12 protein-coding genes and 1 pseudogene are annotated in these 18,854 nt (G+C 65.5%); 10 read left to right on the top strand and 3 right to left on the bottom strand.

The window, feature by feature from the left end:
* Positions 1–98 precede the first annotated feature (98 nt).
* The 6 genes and pseudogenes from ACIQ7H_RS19450 to ACIQ7H_RS19425 form a co-directional block, all read left to right on the top strand.
* A complete protein-coding gene (locus tag ACIQ7H_RS19450; protein ID WP_395794642.1) occupies positions 99–1,025 on the top strand; it encodes an NAD(P)/FAD-dependent oxidoreductase in 927 nt (308 codons plus the stop codon).
* A 75-nt stretch (positions 1,026–1,100) separates the two neighbouring features.
* Positions 1,101–1,553: a YchJ family protein gene (locus ACIQ7H_RS19445; protein WP_395794640.1), complete on the top strand. Its 453-nt coding sequence runs from the start codon at positions 1,101–1,103 to the stop codon at positions 1,551–1,553.
* Positions 1,554–1,559: 6 nt separating this feature from the next.
* Entirely contained in the window at positions 1,560–3,689 is a 2,130-nt protein-coding gene (gene dinG / locus ACIQ7H_RS19440) for an ATP-dependent DNA helicase DinG (RefSeq protein WP_395794638.1), read from the top strand.
* A gap of 157 nt (positions 3,690–3,846) precedes the next feature.
* Positions 3,847–6,810 carry an EAL domain-containing protein gene (locus tag ACIQ7H_RS19435; RefSeq protein WP_395794636.1) on the top strand — a complete coding sequence of 988 codons (2,964 nt, stop codon included), beginning with the start codon at positions 3,847–3,849 and terminating at the stop codon, positions 6,808–6,810.
* A 45-nt stretch (positions 6,811–6,855) separates the two neighbouring features.
* On the top strand, positions 6,856–7,629 hold the full coding sequence (locus ACIQ7H_RS19430; RefSeq protein WP_395794634.1) for an SDR family NAD(P)-dependent oxidoreductase: 774 nt from the start codon (positions 6,856–6,858) through the stop codon (positions 7,627–7,629).
* 62 nt (positions 7,630–7,691) lie between these two features.
* Positions 7,692–8,915, top strand: a pseudogene (locus tag ACIQ7H_RS19425) (lytic murein transglycosylase); the annotation flags it as partial.
* Between the two features lie 86 nt (positions 8,916–9,001).
* Here ACIQ7H_RS19425 and ACIQ7H_RS19420 read toward each other — a convergent pair.
* From ACIQ7H_RS19420 to ACIQ7H_RS19410, 3 genes are all read right to left on the bottom strand, one after another.
* Positions 9,002–9,430: a hypothetical protein gene (locus ACIQ7H_RS19420; RefSeq protein ID WP_395794632.1), complete on the bottom strand. Its 429-nt coding sequence runs from the start codon at positions 9,428–9,430 to the stop codon at positions 9,002–9,004.
* A gap of 36 nt (positions 9,431–9,466) precedes the next feature.
* Positions 9,467–10,321 carry a polyamine aminopropyltransferase gene (gene speE / locus ACIQ7H_RS19415; protein WP_395794630.1) on the bottom strand — a complete coding sequence of 285 codons (855 nt, stop codon included), beginning with the start codon at positions 10,319–10,321 and terminating at the stop codon, positions 9,467–9,469.
* 142 nt (positions 10,322–10,463) lie between these two features.
* Positions 10,464–11,624, bottom strand: coding sequence for a hypothetical protein (locus ACIQ7H_RS19410; protein WP_395794628.1), 1,161 nt, complete (start codon positions 11,622–11,624; stop codon positions 10,464–10,466).
* A gap of 257 nt (positions 11,625–11,881) precedes the next feature.
* On the opposite strand from ACIQ7H_RS19410, the gene speA reads away from it, so the two are divergent.
* The 4 genes from speA to ACIQ7H_RS19390 all read left to right on the top strand — a co-directional run bounded on the left by speA (position 11,882) and on the right by ACIQ7H_RS19390 (position 18,362).
* Positions 11,882–13,771: a biosynthetic arginine decarboxylase gene (gene speA, locus ACIQ7H_RS19405; RefSeq protein ID WP_395794626.1), complete on the top strand. Its 1,890-nt coding sequence runs from the start codon at positions 11,882–11,884 to the stop codon at positions 13,769–13,771.
* Positions 13,772–13,948: 177 nt separating this feature from the next.
* Positions 13,949–16,117, top strand: a complete 2,169-nt coding sequence (locus ACIQ7H_RS19400) for a tetratricopeptide repeat protein (RefSeq protein ID WP_395794624.1) — start codon at positions 13,949–13,951, stop codon at positions 16,115–16,117.
* Between the two features lie 144 nt (positions 16,118–16,261).
* Positions 16,262–17,116, top strand: a complete 855-nt coding sequence (locus ACIQ7H_RS19395; protein ID WP_395794622.1) for an NAD(P)-dependent oxidoreductase — start codon at positions 16,262–16,264, stop codon at positions 17,114–17,116.
* Positions 17,117–17,171: 55 nt separating this feature from the next.
* On the top strand, positions 17,172–18,362 hold the full coding sequence (locus tag ACIQ7H_RS19390) for a PIN domain-containing protein (protein WP_395794620.1): 1,191 nt from the start codon (positions 17,172–17,174) through the stop codon (positions 18,360–18,362).
* Positions 18,363–18,854: the final 492 nt, after the last annotated feature.

Genomic DNA, 18,854 nt, shown 5'->3' with positions numbered 1-18,854 from the left:
GCGAACGCTTGACGCAGTATCCAGAACGAAACGCTTTACGTACCTTCAAGACGACCTGAGCGACACTTGCACCCATGCACGTATCTCGAATCCAGTCTGTGGCAATCGTCGGCGCGGGCATCACCGCTGCCGCCCTTGCCGAGCGGCTCAGCCAGCACGGCATCGACGTGGATCTCTACGAGAAAGCTCGCGGAGCGGGCGGACGCTTGACTACCCGACGCGCGGGAGCTGCCCTGTTCAATCACGGCTGTCCAACCAGCGCGATCGTCAAAGCCGGGCGGACCGGAGCTGACGGCCTTGAGACACCTATCCACTCAGCATTGCAAGGCCAATCATCGTCGGACACGTCGACATCGACCTTTCTCGCGGCCAACAGCGTCGTCAAGAACCTCGTCGCAGCGAGGAGGGTGCGCTACGAATCGAGCGTCGCCCGAATCGAAAAACACGGAAACCTCTGGCGGTTGCTGGCAAGCTCAGGAGAAGTACTCGGTAGCGCAGCAGCGGTCGTGCTGACCCTGCCTGTGCCTCAAGCACTCCAGCTGGTGCCCGACACCATGGCCGAATGGCAACAAGCATTGGCGCCGGTCCAATACTCCGCCTGTTGGACCGCGATGTTCTGCACACCTGAGCCCCCGACGCCTGATCCAGCCATCATCAGTCGACTCACTCGCGGCCACATCGATCCAGACGCAGAACTGGCGGGCTGCAGCGCCTGGGTCGCGCACGCCACACCCGAGTTCAGTCAAGCTCACCTCGAGCACAGCGCCGACCAGGTCTTGCCTCTACTGATCGACGCCTGCGGCCTACAGCTCAAGCAAACCCGCCTCACCCAGACCCATCGATGGCGCTACGCAATCTGCCTTGAACCGATCTCCGTGAGCGCCCTCTGGGATGCAAAACACAGCATCGGCATCGCCGGCGACGCCTTTGGCACCCACGACAACTCGCTCGAACGCGCGCTTCGGTCAGCACAGGCATGCGCTCAACGGATGCTGAACACTTATTCAGGCGATTGCGGGGCTTGACCGCCCTGGCCTCTTGTCGAATTCTCTCGGCAACCCCACCTCTGGACGTCCAGGCCGAAACCAGGTCCTCAAGCCATGTTCAACGATTCCTCCGTCAGCGCGTCAGCAACTCCGCAATCTGCTGGTGTCGGCAGCTCTCCCAGCGGGTGTCCCTGCGGAACCGGGCGTACCTACGCGAAATGTTGTGGCCCTCTGCACGCGGGCGAGCCCTCTGCTGACGCGCTCAGCCTTATGCGTTCGCGTTACTCGGCCTATGTCTACAAGTTGTCCAGCTATCTGTTGGACACTTGGCATCCGACTACCCGTCCACCCACGTTGGACCTTGCAGACCGACCGGGGCTGCGTACCAACTGGCTGGGTCTGCAGGTGATCTCACACCGCATCATTGATCCCCAGCGCGCCGAGGTAAGTTTCATCGCGCGGGTGAAGGTCGGTGGCGGACCCGCGCAGCGGATGACCGAACGCAGCAGGTTCCTGATGGAAGACGGCCGCTGGTTCTACGTGGATGGTGAAGTGGGTCCGAAGTAAGCTTCAATGAAAACTGACCGCCCGACGCCGGCAGCGCTTACGCCGGCACTGCAGGCGGACATACGCGCGCGCTACCAGAGCCTCCGTGAGAACATCGGCGGCTTTATTCAGCGCCCCGCGCAGCGCTATCTGATTGCCGCGATTGCTCGCGCGCTTGCCGAGCACGGTGGCGTGTTGGTGGCTGAAGCCCCGACCGGCACCGGCAAGTCGCTGGCGTACCTGCTCGCGGCGCTGCCGTTGGCTCTGTCAATGGAACGCAAGCTGGTGGTCGCGACCGCCACCGTCGCACTGCAGGAGCAGTTACTGGATCGCGACGTTCCGGCATTTCTCGCTGCGACTGGGATCGAAGCACGCACCGTTCTAGCCAAAGGCCGGCAGCGCTACGCCTGCAACCGCAATCTGCACGAGTTGGTGCGGCAGGACGCCGAAATTCCCCAGGGTGGCTTTGACTTCGGCCAATCGGCAACAGCAGCAAGTTGGCCACGCCCTCCAAAAGCCGGTGAAGTGGAAAGCCTCAGTCGGCTGTTGGACGCACTCGAGGCCGGACGGTGGAACGGCGACATCGACAAGGCGCCGGAACCCATCAATGACGACAGTCGACGCCTGATCACCACCAGCGCTGGAGGCTGCAGCAACCGGCGTTGCCCACACCTTTCGCGCTGTCCGTTTGTCATCGCGCGTAATCAACTACAGGAAGCGCAGCTGATCATCGCCAATCATGATCTGGTGCTCGCCGACCTCAGTCTGGGCGTGGATGAGGACGGCTCCGGCGGGGTGTTGCTGCCAAAGCCTTCTGAGACCCTGTACGTATTCGACGAGGCACACCAGCTGCCCGACAAGGCGATTGGCCGCGGCAGCGCCGAGGTGAATCTCGCCGACGCACGTCGACGGCTGGCGCGAGTGGCGGCGCCGATGCGTGCGGTGTATCTGCAGACCGGAAAGGAACGAATCGGTCGGCTGCGCGCCGAAGAGCTCGACGCCGCGCTGGACGCGAGCGAGTCCGAACTGGATGCGCTGCACACCGAACTCGATCAGGCCTGGCCACCCGGCGAAGGCGAACAAGCCCCGATCTGGCGCGCGAGCCTTGGGCAAATCCCCGAGGCCTGGCGACAGCGCGCCGAAGCGCTGCATGTGCACTCGCAAGCCCTGACCCGATGGTTGCCGATGGCGATAAAGGCAGTGCTCGAGGGTGACTTGCCGCCTGAGCGCCGAGAGACTCTGGCGCGCGAACTCGGCATGGCTAGCGAGCGACTGAACGCTCAAGTCGATCTGTGGTGGATGTGGGCGCAGGAAGACAGCGCTGATCACGTGCCCACCGCGCGTTGGGTCGAACGCACGGCGGAGGGTGCCATCGCCTGCCATGCGTCAGCGGTTTCCGCAGCGCCGGTGCTGCGTCGCCTGCTGTGGAATCAGGCTGCAGGCGTGGTGCTCACCTCAGCCACACTCAGTCTCGGCGGAGATTTTCGCAACTACGCCGGCATGGTCGGCTTGCCGCAGCATGCCGAAACACTCGCGCTGCCGTCGCCGTTCGATCTGCAGGCTCAAGCCCGGCTGCAGCTACCGCGGTTGTCGGCGATGCCGGATGACCGCGACGGGCACGCGAGGGAGATCGTGGCTTGGCTCGAACAAGGGCTGGACTGGACCAGCGGTAATCTGGTGCTGTTCACTTCCCGCGCAAAACTGGAGCAGGTGCTCGCTGCGATCGCACCCGCGCGGCGACAGCGCATTCTTGCGCAGGGCTCACGCAGCAAATCGACCCTGTTGAGCGCGCACGCCGCAGCGATCAAAGCAGGTCTCGGCAGCACACTGTTCGGGCTGGCCAGCTTTGGCGAAGGGCTCGATCTGCCGGGGAAACTCTGCGAGACGGTGGTCATCACCCAGCTGCCATTCGCCGTTCCCACCGACCCGGTCGGCGCGACCTATGCCGAGTGGCTGGAGTCCAAAGGTCGCAATGCCTTTGTCGAAGTCACCATCCCGCAGGCGACGCGGACGCTGATCCAATACTGCGGTCGGCTCATTCGCAGCGAAGCCGATCAGGGGCGAATCGTCATCCTTGATCGGCGCTTGATCAACAAGCGCTACGGCGCGCGCATGTTGGCCGACCTGCCCGATTTCCGGCGCGAAATCGAAGCCTGAACCCGCCGAGCCGTGGCCTCGCGCTGCTGGAGTCGGCGATCCACCTGAACTGCGGTGGAAGTCCAGAGCGATCAAACCCCGATGCTTCCCTCGCTGCAGAGTGCCGCTGCGCTGGCGCTGATCTTGCAGGCTCCTCGCCTGCCCGCACCGTGCGAGATTGGTCATCAACAACAAGCACCGCCCACCGCCGCCGCAGAAGGCCGAACCCAGCGCGGCGCTGGCCCAGCTCGCGCAGGCGCTGGCGGCTCCTTCGCTGGAAGAGCTCGGCAAGTATCTGGTCGGCTTGCAGACCGGCACCGGTGAAGCGCAAACGCGGCGGTTGCTGTATTCCCTCCACTGGCCCGATGGTGTGATCGGCGTGCCCTCGGGTCCCTTGAGGTCCGAGGATCAAGCGCTCGCTGAGGCGGCTTTGCACGCGTCGAACGGCGTCGCCATCGATGGAGGCCGCGGCCAGGAAGCCGTCGTGCTGACAGCGCATTCGGGCGGTGGCGCCGTCGTGCTGCTGCAAAGTGCGAAATGCCCCTTGGCGATGCCGGGGTGGACCCCCGACATGCTGCGAGAACTGCTTGGCGCGCGTCTGCATGAGCTGATCGAGGTCAGCGTATTGCAGGAGCGCGTGCGCCAACTGGAACGCGCAGAACAGCTGCAGCGCGCGCTGTTCGCCATCACCGACATGGCTGCCTCAGATCTTGATCCCGCCGAGATGCTCCGCGGGCTGCATCAGATCGTCGGTAGCCTGATGTACGCCGAAAACTTCTACATCGCGCTGTACGAATCGCGATCAGAGACGGTGCAGTTTATCTATTTCGCCGACGCCAACGATTCGGCGCTGGCCGTCGAATTGCATCACTCCCAGCCGCTTCAAGCGATGCGGCATCGACTGACCTGGCACGTGCTCACCAGCGGCCATGCGCTCCGGGGCTCCCTTGCAGAAATCGAACAGCAGGTCAGCGGGCCTCTGCAGCGCTTCGGTACCGATTCATACAGCTGGTTGGGTGTGCCAATGCTGGCGAACGGTGAAGTCCGCGGCATGTTGGCGGTCCAGACCTACACCGAGGCCATCCACTTCAGCGCTTCCGATCAAGCGCTGTTGTCCTTCGTGGGCAGCCACATCCTGACGGCGCTGGAGCGCCGCCACTCGCGAGCCGAACTGGAGGCCCTGGTCGACGCCCGGACCCAGGAGCTCGCCGCCGCCAACAGCGTGCTCACCCGTGAAGTCTTCGAGCGCGAGCGTGGCGAAACCCTGCAGGCCGCGCTGTACCGGATTGCCGAGCTTTCCGGTCAGGACATCGGCCTCCCCCAGTTCTGTGCCTCACTGCACGCCATCGTGGGCGAATTGATCCAGTCACAGAACTTCTACATCGCCCTGCTCTCGGAGGACGGCGGCACGCTGAACTTTCCCTACTTTGTGGATGAACGGCCCGGTGCTCCGGTGTCGCGCCCGATGGGCAACTCGATTACCGAGTACGTGATCCGGCAAGGCCGACCCCTGCTGGTGGATCGAGAGGCGATCGCGGAGCTTGTCGCCGAGGGCAAGTGTGAGGTCAAGGGCGATGTCGCCTTGTCCTGGCTCGGTGTTCCCCTGATAGGCAGCGAGGGCGTGCTGGGCGCGGTGGTGGTGCAGAGCTATCGTGAGGCCATCACCTACGCAGTCACTGATCAAAGCCTGCTGGCCTTTGTGTCGTACCACATTGCCACCAGTCTCGAACGCCAGCGTGCGGCCGCCGCTCTGCGCGCTTCCAACCTGCTGCTGGAGCAGCGCGTTGAACAGCGCACCCGCGAGCTGCGCAAGCAGATCGCAGCGCGCGAGGCCATCCAGGCGCAGCTGGAACATCAGGTTCTGCACGATGCATTGACCGGCCTGCCCAACCGCGGCTACCTGCGTGATCGGCTTTCGCGCGTGCTGGGTCGCGTACGCCGGCATCCCGAGCACCGCTTCGCCCTGCTGTACCTTGATGTCGATCGCTTCAAGATCATCAACGACAGCCTTGGGCATTCGGCCGGCGATGAAGTGCTGAAGGAAGTCTCACGCAGGTTCTTGGGCTGCGTGCGCGAAAGCGATGTGGTGGCGCGCCTGGGTGGCGATGAGTTCGCGATCCTGCTGGAAGAATTCGAAGACTTCGATACTCCAGCCATGGTCGCGCAGCGCGTCATCGATGCCATGGCCGCGCCTATCAATCTGCTGGATAGCACGGTGCAGCCCTCGGTGAGCGTCGGCATCGCCATGGGCAGTGTCGACACCGCAAGCGGTGAGGAGCTGCTGGGCGCCGCCGACACTGCGATGTATCGGGCCAAGAGCGCTGGCCGCAACCGGTTCCAGCACTTCGAGCAGGGGCTTGATCTGGCCACCAAGGCCCAGCTGGCGCTTGAGCTCGATCTTCGCCAGGCGCTCGCGCGCGAAGAATTCGAACCGTTTTTCCAGGCCATCGTCGACCTCGCCAGCGGACAGATCGTGGGTTTCGAGGCGCTGATGCGCTGGCGGCATCCGCGCCGCGGCCTGCTATCGCCGGCCGACTTCCTGCAGGTCGCCGAAGACAGCGGCATGATCGAAGCCATCGACTGGCAGGTGTTCAGGGGCGCCTGCCGGGCGCTGGCCGGCCTGTGCGGCGACGCGACCTTCGTGACCCTCAATGTCTCACCACGCCACTTCGGCAGCGACGATTTCGCCGAGCGCCTGGTGGCGCTGATCGAGGCCGAAGGCCTGCGGGCGGGCCGCGTGCACATCGAACTCACCGAGGGCACCCTGCTGCGCAATCCCGAGCGCGTGCGCGCTGCGCTGGAACGCCTGCACGCGCGCGGCGTACTGACCGCCCTGGACGACTTCGGCACCGGCTATTCCTCGTTGAGCTATCTGCACCAGTTCCCGCTGCAGATGCTCAAGATCGACCGCGCCTTCGTCACCCCGCTAGGCGAAGGCGGGGCGGGCAGCGGCGAGGCGATCGTCGCAGCTATCCTGGCGATGGCGCGCGCGCTGGACCTCGAAGTGGTGGCAGAGGGCATCGAGACCGAGGCGCAGCGTCAGCGGCTGCTGGAAATGGGCTGCCGGTTGGGCCAGGGCTATCTGTTTGCGCGGCCGGCACCGGTCAGCAACCTGCAGAAGGCGATCCTCGCATCGCGTTGAGGGCGAGCAGGAAACACTGCGGCTCCTGTCCGCTGGCCTCCGCTCATGTCCTTGATCCTCGATCTGCTCCATCCCGCAACAGCCCTGGTTACAGGTGCCAGTAGTGGTATCGGGCTTGCAGTCTGCCGCCAACTGCTGGCCCGCGACGACGTCGCCGAGGTGTTCGCGGTTTCGCGCAGCGCCACCAGTGCAGCCGCCCTGTCGACGCTTGCGGCGGAGCACCCCGGTCGTCTGCACTGTATCGCTGCGGATCTGACCGAGACTTCAGGCCGCCAGCACATCGCCGATGAAATCGCAGCGCGAACCTCCAGCCTGCAGCTGCTGTTCAATGCCGCCGGTCTCCTGCATGACCAGGGCTTGCAGCCGGAAAAATCCCTGCAGCAACTCCAGCTTTCGGCCCTGCAGCGCAGCTTCGAGTTGAACACCTTCGCGCCGATTCTGCTGGTGCAGGGCCTGCTCCCTCTGCTTGCAGCGGGCCAGCCGGCGGTGATCGCCAACCTTTCGGCGCGGGTCGGCTCGATCAGCGACAACCTGCTGGGTGGCTGGTACACCTACCGCGCCGCCAAGGCCGCGCAGAACCAGCTGTTTCGCACCCTCGCCGTCGAGATGAAACGTACTCATCCACGCACCGTCTGCCTGCAGCTGCATCCGGGTACGGTCGACACGCCGCTATCCTCGCCCTTCAAGGCGCGCGTGCCGGCGGGGAAGCTGTTCAGCCCTGAGTACGCCGCAGAACAGCTGCTCGCGGTAATTGCAGGCGCAGGCCCCGCCCACAGTGGCCGCTTCTTCGCCTACGACGGCAGCGAGATTCCCTGGTAATCGTGGCCACACGGCGCCCGCAATTGCCCTGCAGTTCATCCAGTCCCCGGCACCCTGCGCGGATGCCCAAACACATCTCCATACGCGCCGTGCTGCTACTGAGCGCCTGCGCCGCGAACGCCTCCGCGGCCGATCCGAAGCCCGTCTCCATCGACACCCGTGCCTGTCTGCCCGAGCTGCGCGCGCGCGCAGCGGACCAGGATCTACCGGCCTCACGCTTCGATGCGCTGCTGGCCGGCGTCGAGCCCGATGCCAGCGTGCTCGAACTGCTGAACGCGCAGCCCGAGTTCGTGACCCCGATCTGGGACTACCTCGCCGTGCTGGTCGACGAAGAACGCGTGACCGATGGCCGCGCACGTCTGACCGAGAACGCCGAGCTGCTGGCCCGGATCGAGGCCGAGTACGGCGTCGACGCCGCCAGCGTGGTCGCGGTCTGGGGCGTGGAGAGCAACTACGGCCAGGACCTCGGTGGCCGACCGCTGCTGAACTCGCTGTTGGCGCTGTCCTGCGCCGGACGTCGGCAGGGCTTCTTCCGTGGCGAGCTGCTTGCCCTGCTCAGGCTGCTGGATACAGGCGACCTCGTGCAGAAATCGGGCGCGCCCCTGGTGGGCTCGTGGGCGGGAGCGTTCGGGCAGACCCAGTTCATGCCCTCGACCTATCAGCGGGTCGCGGTCGATTTCGACGGCGATGGCCGTCGTGATCTGATCACGAGCACGGCAGACGCCCTGGCCTCAACCGCGCGCTATCTGCAGCTGTCGCGCTGGCGCTCCGGTGAGCCCTGGGGCTTCGAAGTGAAACTGCCACCCGGCTATACGTCAGGCGCTGGCCGCAAGGCGACCGAGTCCATCTCGACCTGGTCCGCGCGCGGCCTGCTGCGCGCGGACGGGAGCGCCTTGGCGGGGGGCGATGCACCCGCAGAGCGCTCAGCGGGTTTGCTGCTGCCCGCCGGCCGCGAGGGCCCGGCCTTTCTGGTGTTTCGCAACTTCGAGGCCTTCTACAGCTACAACGCCGCTGAAAGCTACGCGCTGGCGATCGCGCATCTGGCCGATCGGCTGCGCGGTGGAGAGAGCTTTGTCGGCGCCTGGCCGACACCGGATCCCGGCCTGTCACGGGCGCAGCGCCGCGAGCTGCAGAGCCTGCTGATCGCGCGCGGCCACGACATCGGCGAGATCGACGGTCGCCTCGGCGCACGCAGCCGCGAAGCGATCAAGGCTGAACAATTGCGTCTGGGATGGGAAGCCGACGGCCGCGCCGGGCAGAAGCTCCTTGGAGCGCTGAGCGAGGCGCACAGCCCGTAGGTCGAGGTCTGGTCTTGGCGGGTCGTGGGCGCCTTTCGGAGGTCACCTCAAGCAGTTGAACCGCGAGAGCGGGATCAGCGCCGCGTAGCGCCGAAGCGCGCAAACACTGCGCCGCCGAGGGTTCCCACGAGCGTGAACAGCGCTATGCCCAGCACGCCGCGCGCGCCCGCAATCACGCTCATGCCGAGCACGGTCTGCATCAGCAGCAGAGTGGTCAGGATCGCAGCGCCGCCGGCGACCGCATGCAGCCACGGTCCGACGCGCTGCGCGTAGCGGCGGATCAGACCGGCAACCGCGAAGGCGATCAGAAAGCCCGCGGCGACGATGGCCGCATAGGTCGGCGCGAAGCCCAGCAGGTCGTGGCCGATCGCGCTCAAGCGAGTTGCGAACGGAACCTCGGCGCCCATCGCTGCGAGCTCGGCGTGGACGCGGAGGGTCTGGACCATGCTCGACACTGCCGCCGTGACGATCACGGCCAGCACAAACCCGAGCAGGCGACGCATCAGCGCGGCCCGCCCGGCATACGCGAAGCGTTTGGCTTACTCGCCCAGCGCCTCACGCATGAACTCCGGCAGCACCAGCGCGGCGCGGTGGATGTCGACGTTGTAGTAGCGGGTCTTGAAGGTCTTGCTCTGCGCGCCGCGCTCGCGGAAGCCGGCGATCTCGCCGCCCTTGCGCGCCAGCGTGCAGCTCCACCAGCCGGTGGGGTAGCAGGGCTGCGGAAACGGCAGGGTGCGGACGTCGGCGAAGCCCGCAGCGGTGAGGTGGTGGCGCATCGCCTTGATCAAGCCGATGTGGCCCAGCGGCGACTCCGACTGCTGCACCAGCATGCCGCCAGGTCGCAGCGACTTCAGACAGGACACGTAGAAGGCTTCGTTGAACAGGCCTTCGGCGGGGCCGACCGGATCGGTGGAATCGACGATCACCACGTCGACGCTCTCCGGCGCCAGCTCCTTCATGTACTTGATGCCGTCGTCCCACATCAGGTGGGCGCGCGGATCGGCGTTGGAATCACACAGTTCGGGGAAGTACTTTTCCGCCATCCGGGTGACCTGCTCGTCGATATCGCACTGCACAGCCGACTCGACTTCCTTGTGTTTCAGAACTTCGCGCAGGGTGCCGCAGTCGCCGCCGCCGATGATCACCACGCGCTTCGGATTGCTGTGGGTGAACAGCACCGGGTGCGACATCATCTCGTGATAGAGGAAGTTGTCGCGGGTGGTCAGCATCACCGCCCCGTCGATCAACATCAGATTGCCCCAGTCGGTGGTCTCGAAGATCTCGATCTTCTGGAACGGCGACTGCACCTCATCGAGTTTCTGCGTCACCCGGAAGCCGATCGACGAACCGGTCGGTTCGAAGTTCTCGTAGAACCAGGTGGGCGTGCTGCTCATGCGGATGTCCAGCTTCTTGGGATGGGGGCGCGCGATTGTACCGGATGGGCACCAGCCCAGACCCTCCGATGCCCATGCCACCGCCGGCCGTCCGTCGCGCATCAGGTCACTTCAGTCCGCCGTTGCCTGGGTCGGCATCACTTCAAGGCGTCGCGGCTGCCCTGGCCGGCAGCTCCAGTCGCGCGCCCTGCATCCAGTCGAGCAGGCTGGTCGCCTGCGCGCCGGGCTCGGCACGGCCGCGCGCGTGGGTCCACGCCGGCGCCACCTGCACGCTCGCACTCAACAGCCGGGTTGCGCGCAGCGCGGCCTCGCGCCGCTCGGGTGCCAGGCGGCGCACCACCATCAGCAGCACACCGTCGCGCAGCGGTCGCGCGGCGTGGTGCTCGCCGAGGCCGGTAGCGTCGTCGAGAAACCAACTCAAGGTTTCGGTGGCGGGGTCCCAGCTTGGTGCGAACGCTGCGCTGCCAAGACTGCGTCCGCTGCCATCCGGGAGTGCCGCACCGGCAAGCCCGGCCAGCACCGCGTCCAGATCCTCGTCCGCTGCCGCCAGCGGCAGATAGCCGACCGGTAGAAAGCGCAGCTCCACGGCCCAGCCCGAGGCGCGGCCAAGATCGACATCTTCGTGGCTGATCCAGCCCAGCGTGCCAGGCTCCAGGCTCAGGCCGCGCAGGCGCGCGATCCGGTGCAGACGATTGGCCATCACCATGCGCCAGCGCGAGGGCAGCTGCAGTTTCGAGTGCGCAGCGTCCAGCTTTATCTCGCCGTAGTGATAGGACAGCGCCGCTGCAGCCTGGGCCAGCTCAACGGCCGGATCGATCGGAACTGCAGGCGCTGCGGCAGGCGCGCCGAGGCCGGCGCTGTCCGTTTCCGGAGCACTGGCAGTCGGCGCCGAGCTGCGGTCGGGCTTTGGGCTGGGGTCGTCGGCACTGACCGAGTCCAGATCGACATTGCGGCGCAGTTCGATCAGCTGCGCATGCAGCACCGGATCCTCATCCGCGATCAGTGCCAGCTCTTCATCGCTCATTTCGTTGGCGACTTGCTGCATCGCGCTGTCGACGCCGTCTTTCATCATGAAGAACGCGATCACCGAGGCCAGCACCGCGCCGAAGAACGGCACCCGGATATCGTTGTCCGGGTCGCCCCAGCCGCGGATCAGGTAGACCAGCGACACCGGCCAGAACACGAACGTAACGAAGGCCATCAGCACGCTGGTACGGGCGATCTTGATGACGACCCACATCATCAGGACGAAGGCGATGCCCCAGAACAGCATCGCTGAACCCATGCTTCCGGCGCCGTCCATCAGCGCTCACCCTTGCAGGTGGGGAGCGGTCGGAACCCTGCGCGTGCGCGGAGGATGAATTCAGGGAAGGTGTATTCGATTCGCATGGACAGGCCCAGGAAATGGCGGCGGCCGAATAGTGCGTTGCAAAACGCCCAAGCGTCCACTGCTGCTGCCCGCCAAATGCGCCGGATGCGCCGCCGCGGAATCACGGACAGCGGCCCCCGGGGCGCTAAACTATGCGCCGTCTTCTTCATTGCCCCCGGAGCCCGCCGCCCATGAGCGAGTGGTCGATCGATCGCGCCCGTCGCACCTATTCCGTCCCGCACTGGGGCGAAGGCTATTTCGACATCGATGCCGAGGGCGGTATCCAGGTGCTGCCGCGCGGCGCTGAAGGCAGCGCCTTCAGCTTGCCCAAGGTGGTCGACGAAGCCCTGGCCTCGGGCTGCAAGCTGCCGCTGCTGCTGCGCTTTTCCGACATCCTTGGGCATCGGCTGGGGCGTCTGCAGGCGGCGTTTGCGCAGGCCATGGGCGAGCTCAACTACGCCGGCGGCTACACCGCGATCTATCCGATCAAGGTCAACCAGCACTACGGGGTGGCCGGCGAGCTGGCCGCGCACGGCGGTGCAGGCTTTGGTCTGGAGGCTGGCTCCAAGCCGGAGTTGATGGCCGTGCTGGCGCTCTCGCGGCCCGGCGGCGTGGTGATCTGCAATGGCTACAAGGACCGCGAGTACATCCGCTTGGCCTTGATCGGCCGGCGGCTGGGCCTTGAAACCTACATCGTGGTCGAGAAAGCCTCCGAGCTCGAACACATCATCCAGGAGTCGAAGTCGCTGGGCGTGCGGCCGGGCCTCGGTGTGCGCATGCGGTTGGCCAGCCTCGGCGCCGGCAAGTGGCAGAACTCGGGTGGCGACAAGGCCAAGTTCGGGCTGTCGCCGCGCCAGCTGCTCGATCTGGTCGAGCGCCTGCGCGGTGCCGACATGCTCGACTGCCTGGAGCTGCTGCATTTCCACATGGGTTCGCAGATCTCCAACGTGCGTGACTTCGCCTCGGGCATGCGTGAGGCCACGCGCTACTTCGTCGAAGTCAGCAAGCTCGGCGCCAACATCCGCTACATGGATGTCGGCGGCGGCCTCGGCGTCGACTACGAAGGCACCCGCTCGCGCGGCAGCTGCTCGATCAACTACGGGCTCGACCAGTACGCCAGCACCATCGTGCAGCCGCTGGCCGAGGCCTGCGTTGAACACGGCCTCACTCCGCCGCGGGTGATGACCGAATCCGGCCGCGCACTGACCGCGCATCATGCGGTGCTGGTCGCCAATGTCTCCGAAGTCGAGCCCGCGCCCGAGGGTGCGGTGCCGACCGCTGCGGCCGACGAGCCGACGGTCATCCGCCATCTGCGTGAAACCCACGCGGCACTGGACGAGCGCCCGGCGCTGGAGCTCTACCACGAGGCCCAGCACTACCAGGCCGAGGGCCAGGCGCTGTACGCGCTGGGCCAGGTCGATCTGGCCCAGCGCGCCACCATCGACGACCTGTTCTACGCCATCGCCCAAGGCGTGCGCGCGCGTTTGGACTACGCCGAGAAGGGCCATCGTGCCGTGCTCGACGAACTCAACGAACGTCTGGTCGACAAGTACTTCGTCAACTTCTCGGTGTTCGAGTCGATCCCGGATGTGTGGGCGATCGATCAGATCTTCCCGATCGCACCGATTCATCGACTGAACGAACGCCCCGAGCGCCGCGGCATCATCGCCGACCTGACCTGCGACTCCGATGGTCAGGTCGAAACCTATGTCGACGACGGTGACCTCGATACCAGCCTGCCCCTGCACGTGCCGCGTGCGGGCGAGAGTTATCGCCTTGGCATCTTCATGGTCGGCGCCTACCAGGACACCTTGGGCGATATCCACAACCTGTTCGGCGATACCGATGCGGTGAACGTGCGCCTGACCGGTGCCGGCCACACCATCGAGCGCAGCCGGCGCGGCGACACCGCCGACGTGATGCTCGATTACGTTGGCTACAGCCTGTCGGATCTGCGTCGCCGCTACGGCGCGATGGTGTCGGCCGCGCAACTGCCGGCGGATGAAGCGTTGCGCCTGTCGGCAGCGCTTGAGACCGGGTTGACCGGTTACACCTACCTCGCCGACGAAGCCAACGGCTGATTCCAGATAGGTGATGCAGTCGCCTGCCTGCAACGGCGGGGCGACTGTTGCTGGCATGAAATGCCGCGCAGGCCTGAACCGTTGCCGCGCCGCGCGGGATAGCATGGTTAACCCTCGCGGCAGTGCGCGCATCAATGCATCTCGCCGCCACCCACTGGCGCGACTAGACGGATGCAGATGCGGCCACCCTCGCTGTTGCGCTCAACCTGGAACGAGCTGCGCCGCCGCAAAGTGACGCGCGTCGGTGCGCTGTACGCCGTGGTCGCGTGGCTGGTGCTGCAGATCGCCGAGATCACTTTCGACCCGCTCGGCCTGCCGCCCTGGGCATTGACCTGGACCGTACTCGGCGCCGTGCTCGGCCTGCCCGTCGCGCTGGTGCTGGCCTGGTTCTTCGAGGTGTCGCCGAGCGGTCTGGTGCGCGACCGCAGCGTCGGCCGCGCCGCCGGCCGTCTGTTCGCCGTGCTGGTGGTGCTGTTGACGGTGTCGGGCCTCGGCTGGTGGTTGGCCACGGTCTATCACCCGGGCGCCGCGCCGACTGAGGACAGCGCCGACACCGCAACGCCCGCCCGCGCCGCGTTGCCGGCAAATGCGATCGCGGTGCTGCCGTTCGACGACATGAGCCCCGAACGCGATCATCGCCATCTGGCCGATGGCATTGCCGAAGAGCTGCTCGATCGGCTGGCCCAGCTGCAGGGCCTGCGGGTCGCGGCGCGTACCTCGTCGTTCGCGCTGCGCGAGTTCGCCGGCACGGTGCAGGACATGGGACAGCTGCTCGGCGTGCGCTGGGTGCTGGAGGGTTCGGTCCGACGCAGCAGCGGACGGGTGCGCATCACCGCCCAGCTGATCGATGCCGACAGCGGCTACCACGCCTGGTCGGAAACCTACGAGCGTCCCGCTGACGATCTGTTCGCCCTGCAGGATGAAGTCACCGGCGCGATTGCGTCCGAGCTGGAACGACGCATCACCGGCGTCGGCGGCAGCACCTCGGTCGACAGTGGTACCCGCGATGCGCAGGCGCTGGAGCTGTACCTGCGCGGACGCCAGGCCTGGCGCCTGCGCAGCCCGGCCAGTCTGGCCGAGGCCGAAGCGCTGTTCACGCAGGCGGTCGAACGCGACCCCGACTACGCCCGAGCCTGGTGTGGTCTGGCCGATGCCTATCTGCTGCAGGGCGACTACGGCCTGCGCCCGGTCCACGAGGCCATCACCCTGGCCGAGCCCGCGGCCGTGCGCGCGATCACCTTGGACCCCGCCCTCGGCGAGGCCTGGGCCAGCGTCGGCCTGCTGCGCTCGACGGCGGGCCAGCTGGGCCCCGCGCAGCGCAGTCTGGAAGAAGCCATCCGGCTCGACCCGCGCTACGAGATGGCGCGCATGTGGCTGGCCGGTGTGCTGGGTGATCAAGGTCGAATCAGCGAGCAGCGTAGCGTGCTCGAACAGGCGCGCGAACTGAACCCGCTGGAACCGGTGATCAATGTGAACCTTGCGGCCCTCATGGTCGGCCAGGGTGAAGCCGATGGCGCGCGCGCCCTGCTGGAGCGCGTGCTGGCGGTCACACCCAGCGACCCGCTGCTGTTGCGTTCGCTGGCCAATATCGAAACTCAGAGCGGACGCCTGGATCGCGCGCTCGAGTTCGCTCGGCGCGCGCATCGCAGTGATCCCAGCGCACCCAGCGCGGTGTTGACTCTCGCGCACGCCCTGTTCGCGTTGCAGGCCTGGGAGGAAGCCGAGGCCTTGATCGAGGCGATGCCGGAGGACAGCCCCTACCGCTGGTCGCTGGCGCAAACCCAGATACTTCAGCGCGGAGGTGACGCACTGCTGCCGCGCGTCCGTGAGCGGGTGCAAGCCCTGCTCGACAGCGGCGGTGCCCTGTCGGCACAGGATCGCGACCTGCTGGTCCTGGCCGCGACGGTGCGCACGCAGGCCGACCCGGCCGAGGCCATCGCGTATCTGCGGCGGGTGGTGCCCGAGCCCAGCGCGATGGAGCAGGGCGTGTCCCTGCTGGACGCCGGCAGCCTGCTGGTGACCGCACTGCAGATGCACGGACACGCCCGCGAGGCCGAAGCCTACCGACAGAGCCTGAGCGAGGCCGCGCGCGTCTTTCTCGATCGCCCGGTCGAGACCGGCCAGCTGGCGTTCGCGCGTGCGCTGATGGCGGAATTCGGCGGCGAGCGCCAACAGGCATTGACCGAACTCGGGCGCGCCATCGAACTCGGTTTTCGCCAGGCTTGGCTGCTGCGCTCCGACTCGCGCCTCGCCGAGCTGCGCTCAGACCCGGCCTTCGCACCGCTGCTGCAGCGGATTGATGCGGAGATTCAGAAGGCTCGGCAAGGCGCCGGAATGGCGCTGTGACCCCGCGCCGCAAGGCCTTGCCAGCTCAGTGACGATGATCGGCGGCGGCCCACGCAGGTCCGGCGCGACAGTCCAAGCGCACCGCTTTACCTCACAGCCGCCACCGGTCCACCATCGCCGCCCCAGACGTTCGGAGCAGCCGCAATGAAAACCGGATTCATCGGCCTAGGGGCCATGGGCGCACCCATGGCCGGTCACTTGCACGCGCGTGGCCTGTTGACCGTAGTCGGCAATCGCACCCAGGCCAAGGCCGACGCGCTCGCCGCCGAACTCGGCGTGCGCGCCGTCGTCAGCGCCGCCGACTACGCTGAGTGCGACCTGGTCGTGCTGTGCGTATCGGCTGATGCCGACGTGCTGCAGAACGTTCAAGCCCTGAGCGAGGTGCTCAAGCCCGGCGCGCGCGTGGTCGACCATTCCACCGTCAGCGCCGAGACCGCCCGCGAAGCCGCACGCATCCTCACCGCCCGTGGCATCGGTTTTCTCGATGCCCCGGTCAGCGGCGGTGCCGAGGGCGCGCGCAACGGCAAGCTGTCGATCATGGTCGGCGGCAGCGAGAGTGAGCTCGACGCCGTGCGCCCCGCGCTCGAGGCCTACGCCCTGCGCATCACCCACATGGGCGCCACCGGCTCCGGCCAGTGCACCAAGGCGGTCAACCAGGTACTGGTGGCCGGCATCAACGAAGCCGTCTGCGAAGGCTTGGCCTTCGGTGAAAAGCTCGGCCTCGACCCCGCCAAACTGCTGCCCACCCTCGGCGCCGGCGCCGCCGGTAACTGGTTCCTCGACAAGCGCGGCGCCAGCATGTTGCGCCGCGAATACGTGCCCGGCTTCAAATGTGCCCACCTGCTGAAAGACCTCAACATCGTGCTGGGCATGGCGAAGGCAGTCGGCGTGAGCACTTCGGTGATCGAGCACGCTCTGGCCGACTACGCCCGCTTGGTCGAACGCGGGCTGGGCGATGCGGATACCTCGGCGCTGATCGAGTTGAAGCGGGAGGGATGACACTGGATAGCCTTGATGACTCGTTTGGATCTCGAACCCACTAATCGAGCGTGCCATGACCGTTTCCGTATTGCTTGACACGAGTTGCCTAAGAAAGGAAGGACTCGATTCCATACAAATGCAGGAGCTGGCTCGCCTTGCAAGAGCTCGCGCTCTACGAATCGTGCTTCCGTCTTTCGTGATTCGCGAGTATCTCTCTGGCATTGAGGATGAGCTTGCTAAGTGCTTGCGTGATGCCTCGCGAACGAGCGAGCGTTTGGTTTCGAAATTCCAACCATCTTCCGCGCTTGCGCAGTCAATAGCCCGACTTGGCGCATCATGCATCGCTCATGAGAGTGCATCGAAAAGCATGATCCGAGAGGCTTTCAATCAATGGGTTGAGCAGAACTTAGTTGTCGAGATCGAGCTTGAACCGTCGAGTATCCACGGAATAGTTGAAGACTACTTCAGCGGCCTTGGAGCGTTCTCCTCTATCAAAGCGAGGCAAGATTTTCCTGACGCGCTTATCTTTTGGACAGTGAAGAGTCGACTGGCCGAACTGGGGGCGCTTGCAGTGGTTGTCGGTGACAAGAATCTCGCCGCCGCCTTAGCCCAGCTTGATGATGTCAGAGTCTTCGGCACTGTTCATGAACTCTTGTTGTCAGACGATTTTGGATTGATCCGGACGAGGTTGAGCGAGGCCCATCGGTTCCTTTCCGACGGTGATTTTTATGCGGGCGCCCCCCTCGTGGTAATGGCCTCGGAGTGGCTGAAAAGGGCGACGGAAGAAGCAGAGTCCATCTACCTGGAGAAGGAAGACCTCGGAGGACTCTCAAAACTGGGGCTTGGTGGCCTTGTACTTGCTGCCTCTGTGGAATATGCCCAAGCGGCCTCGATTTCCGACATTGGCTTTACTTTTGCCTCTCCATCGCCTGAAGGTAAGGAGTGTACCGTTGGTGTGACCTTTACCGTTGACGCGCAGATCCACTGGACCACCACCTACCTTGATTATCTCGATCTGCCGTACGAGCGGAACACGGGATTTGCTTCTCAGGACGAGGATCTAGTTGAGTTGGTTGAGTGGTGGCGAGTCACGATTGGAGGCGCGCTGCACATAAGCGGGGTCGACTCGCTGCGTAGTGAAAAAGGGATCTCAACGTCAGACTCAAGGCTCGATTTTTCATTTGATGGGGAACGCGCCGTCTTATTGCATCCAACTAAAGTCCCGAAATCTTGGGCCAAGCGTAGAGTGGGGAAGCCGGGATGAGCATCCTCGCTTTGACGGGCCATTTCCCGCGAGCACCATGAGCTCGTTTTCGATGCTGCGAAGCCCTGGATCTTGTCTGTTCCTCACTTGCGCCGTGTGGGCAGTAGCGCGGCAGAGCAAGGCCCCCGAGCGTCGGCTTGGATTTGCCGAACTCGACTGCACCGGCCTCCTTGAAATCTCCGCTCTCAGCGAAGCGAAACTCCGCTTCCGCTCGCTCGCACCGCTTGCGGGCGATCGCAGCGGAGGGTGTAGCGCACGACTCGACTACGCCGAGAAGGGCCACCGCGCCGTGCTGGACGAACTCAACGAGCGGCTGGTCGACAAGCATGTCGTCAACATCTCGATGTTCGAGTCGATCCCCGACATGTGTATGCGTCCGCCCAAGCCACCTACCGCTTCCCCACTCGCCGTGCTGAGCCTCAGTTGCAGATCGGCGCCCAGCCCTCGATCGGCAGCAAGCTGTCGATGTCGCGGTTGCGCGTGGTCGGCAGT

Origin of the sequence: Aquimonas sp., assembly GCF_044377145.1 — a bacterium.
In the GTDB taxonomy this organism is placed as follows: domain Bacteria; phylum Pseudomonadota; class Gammaproteobacteria; order Xanthomonadales; family Xanthomonadaceae; genus Aquimonas.
The sequence above is the reverse complement of the archived record's forward strand: the minus strand, read 5'-3'. Positions and strand labels throughout refer to the sequence as shown.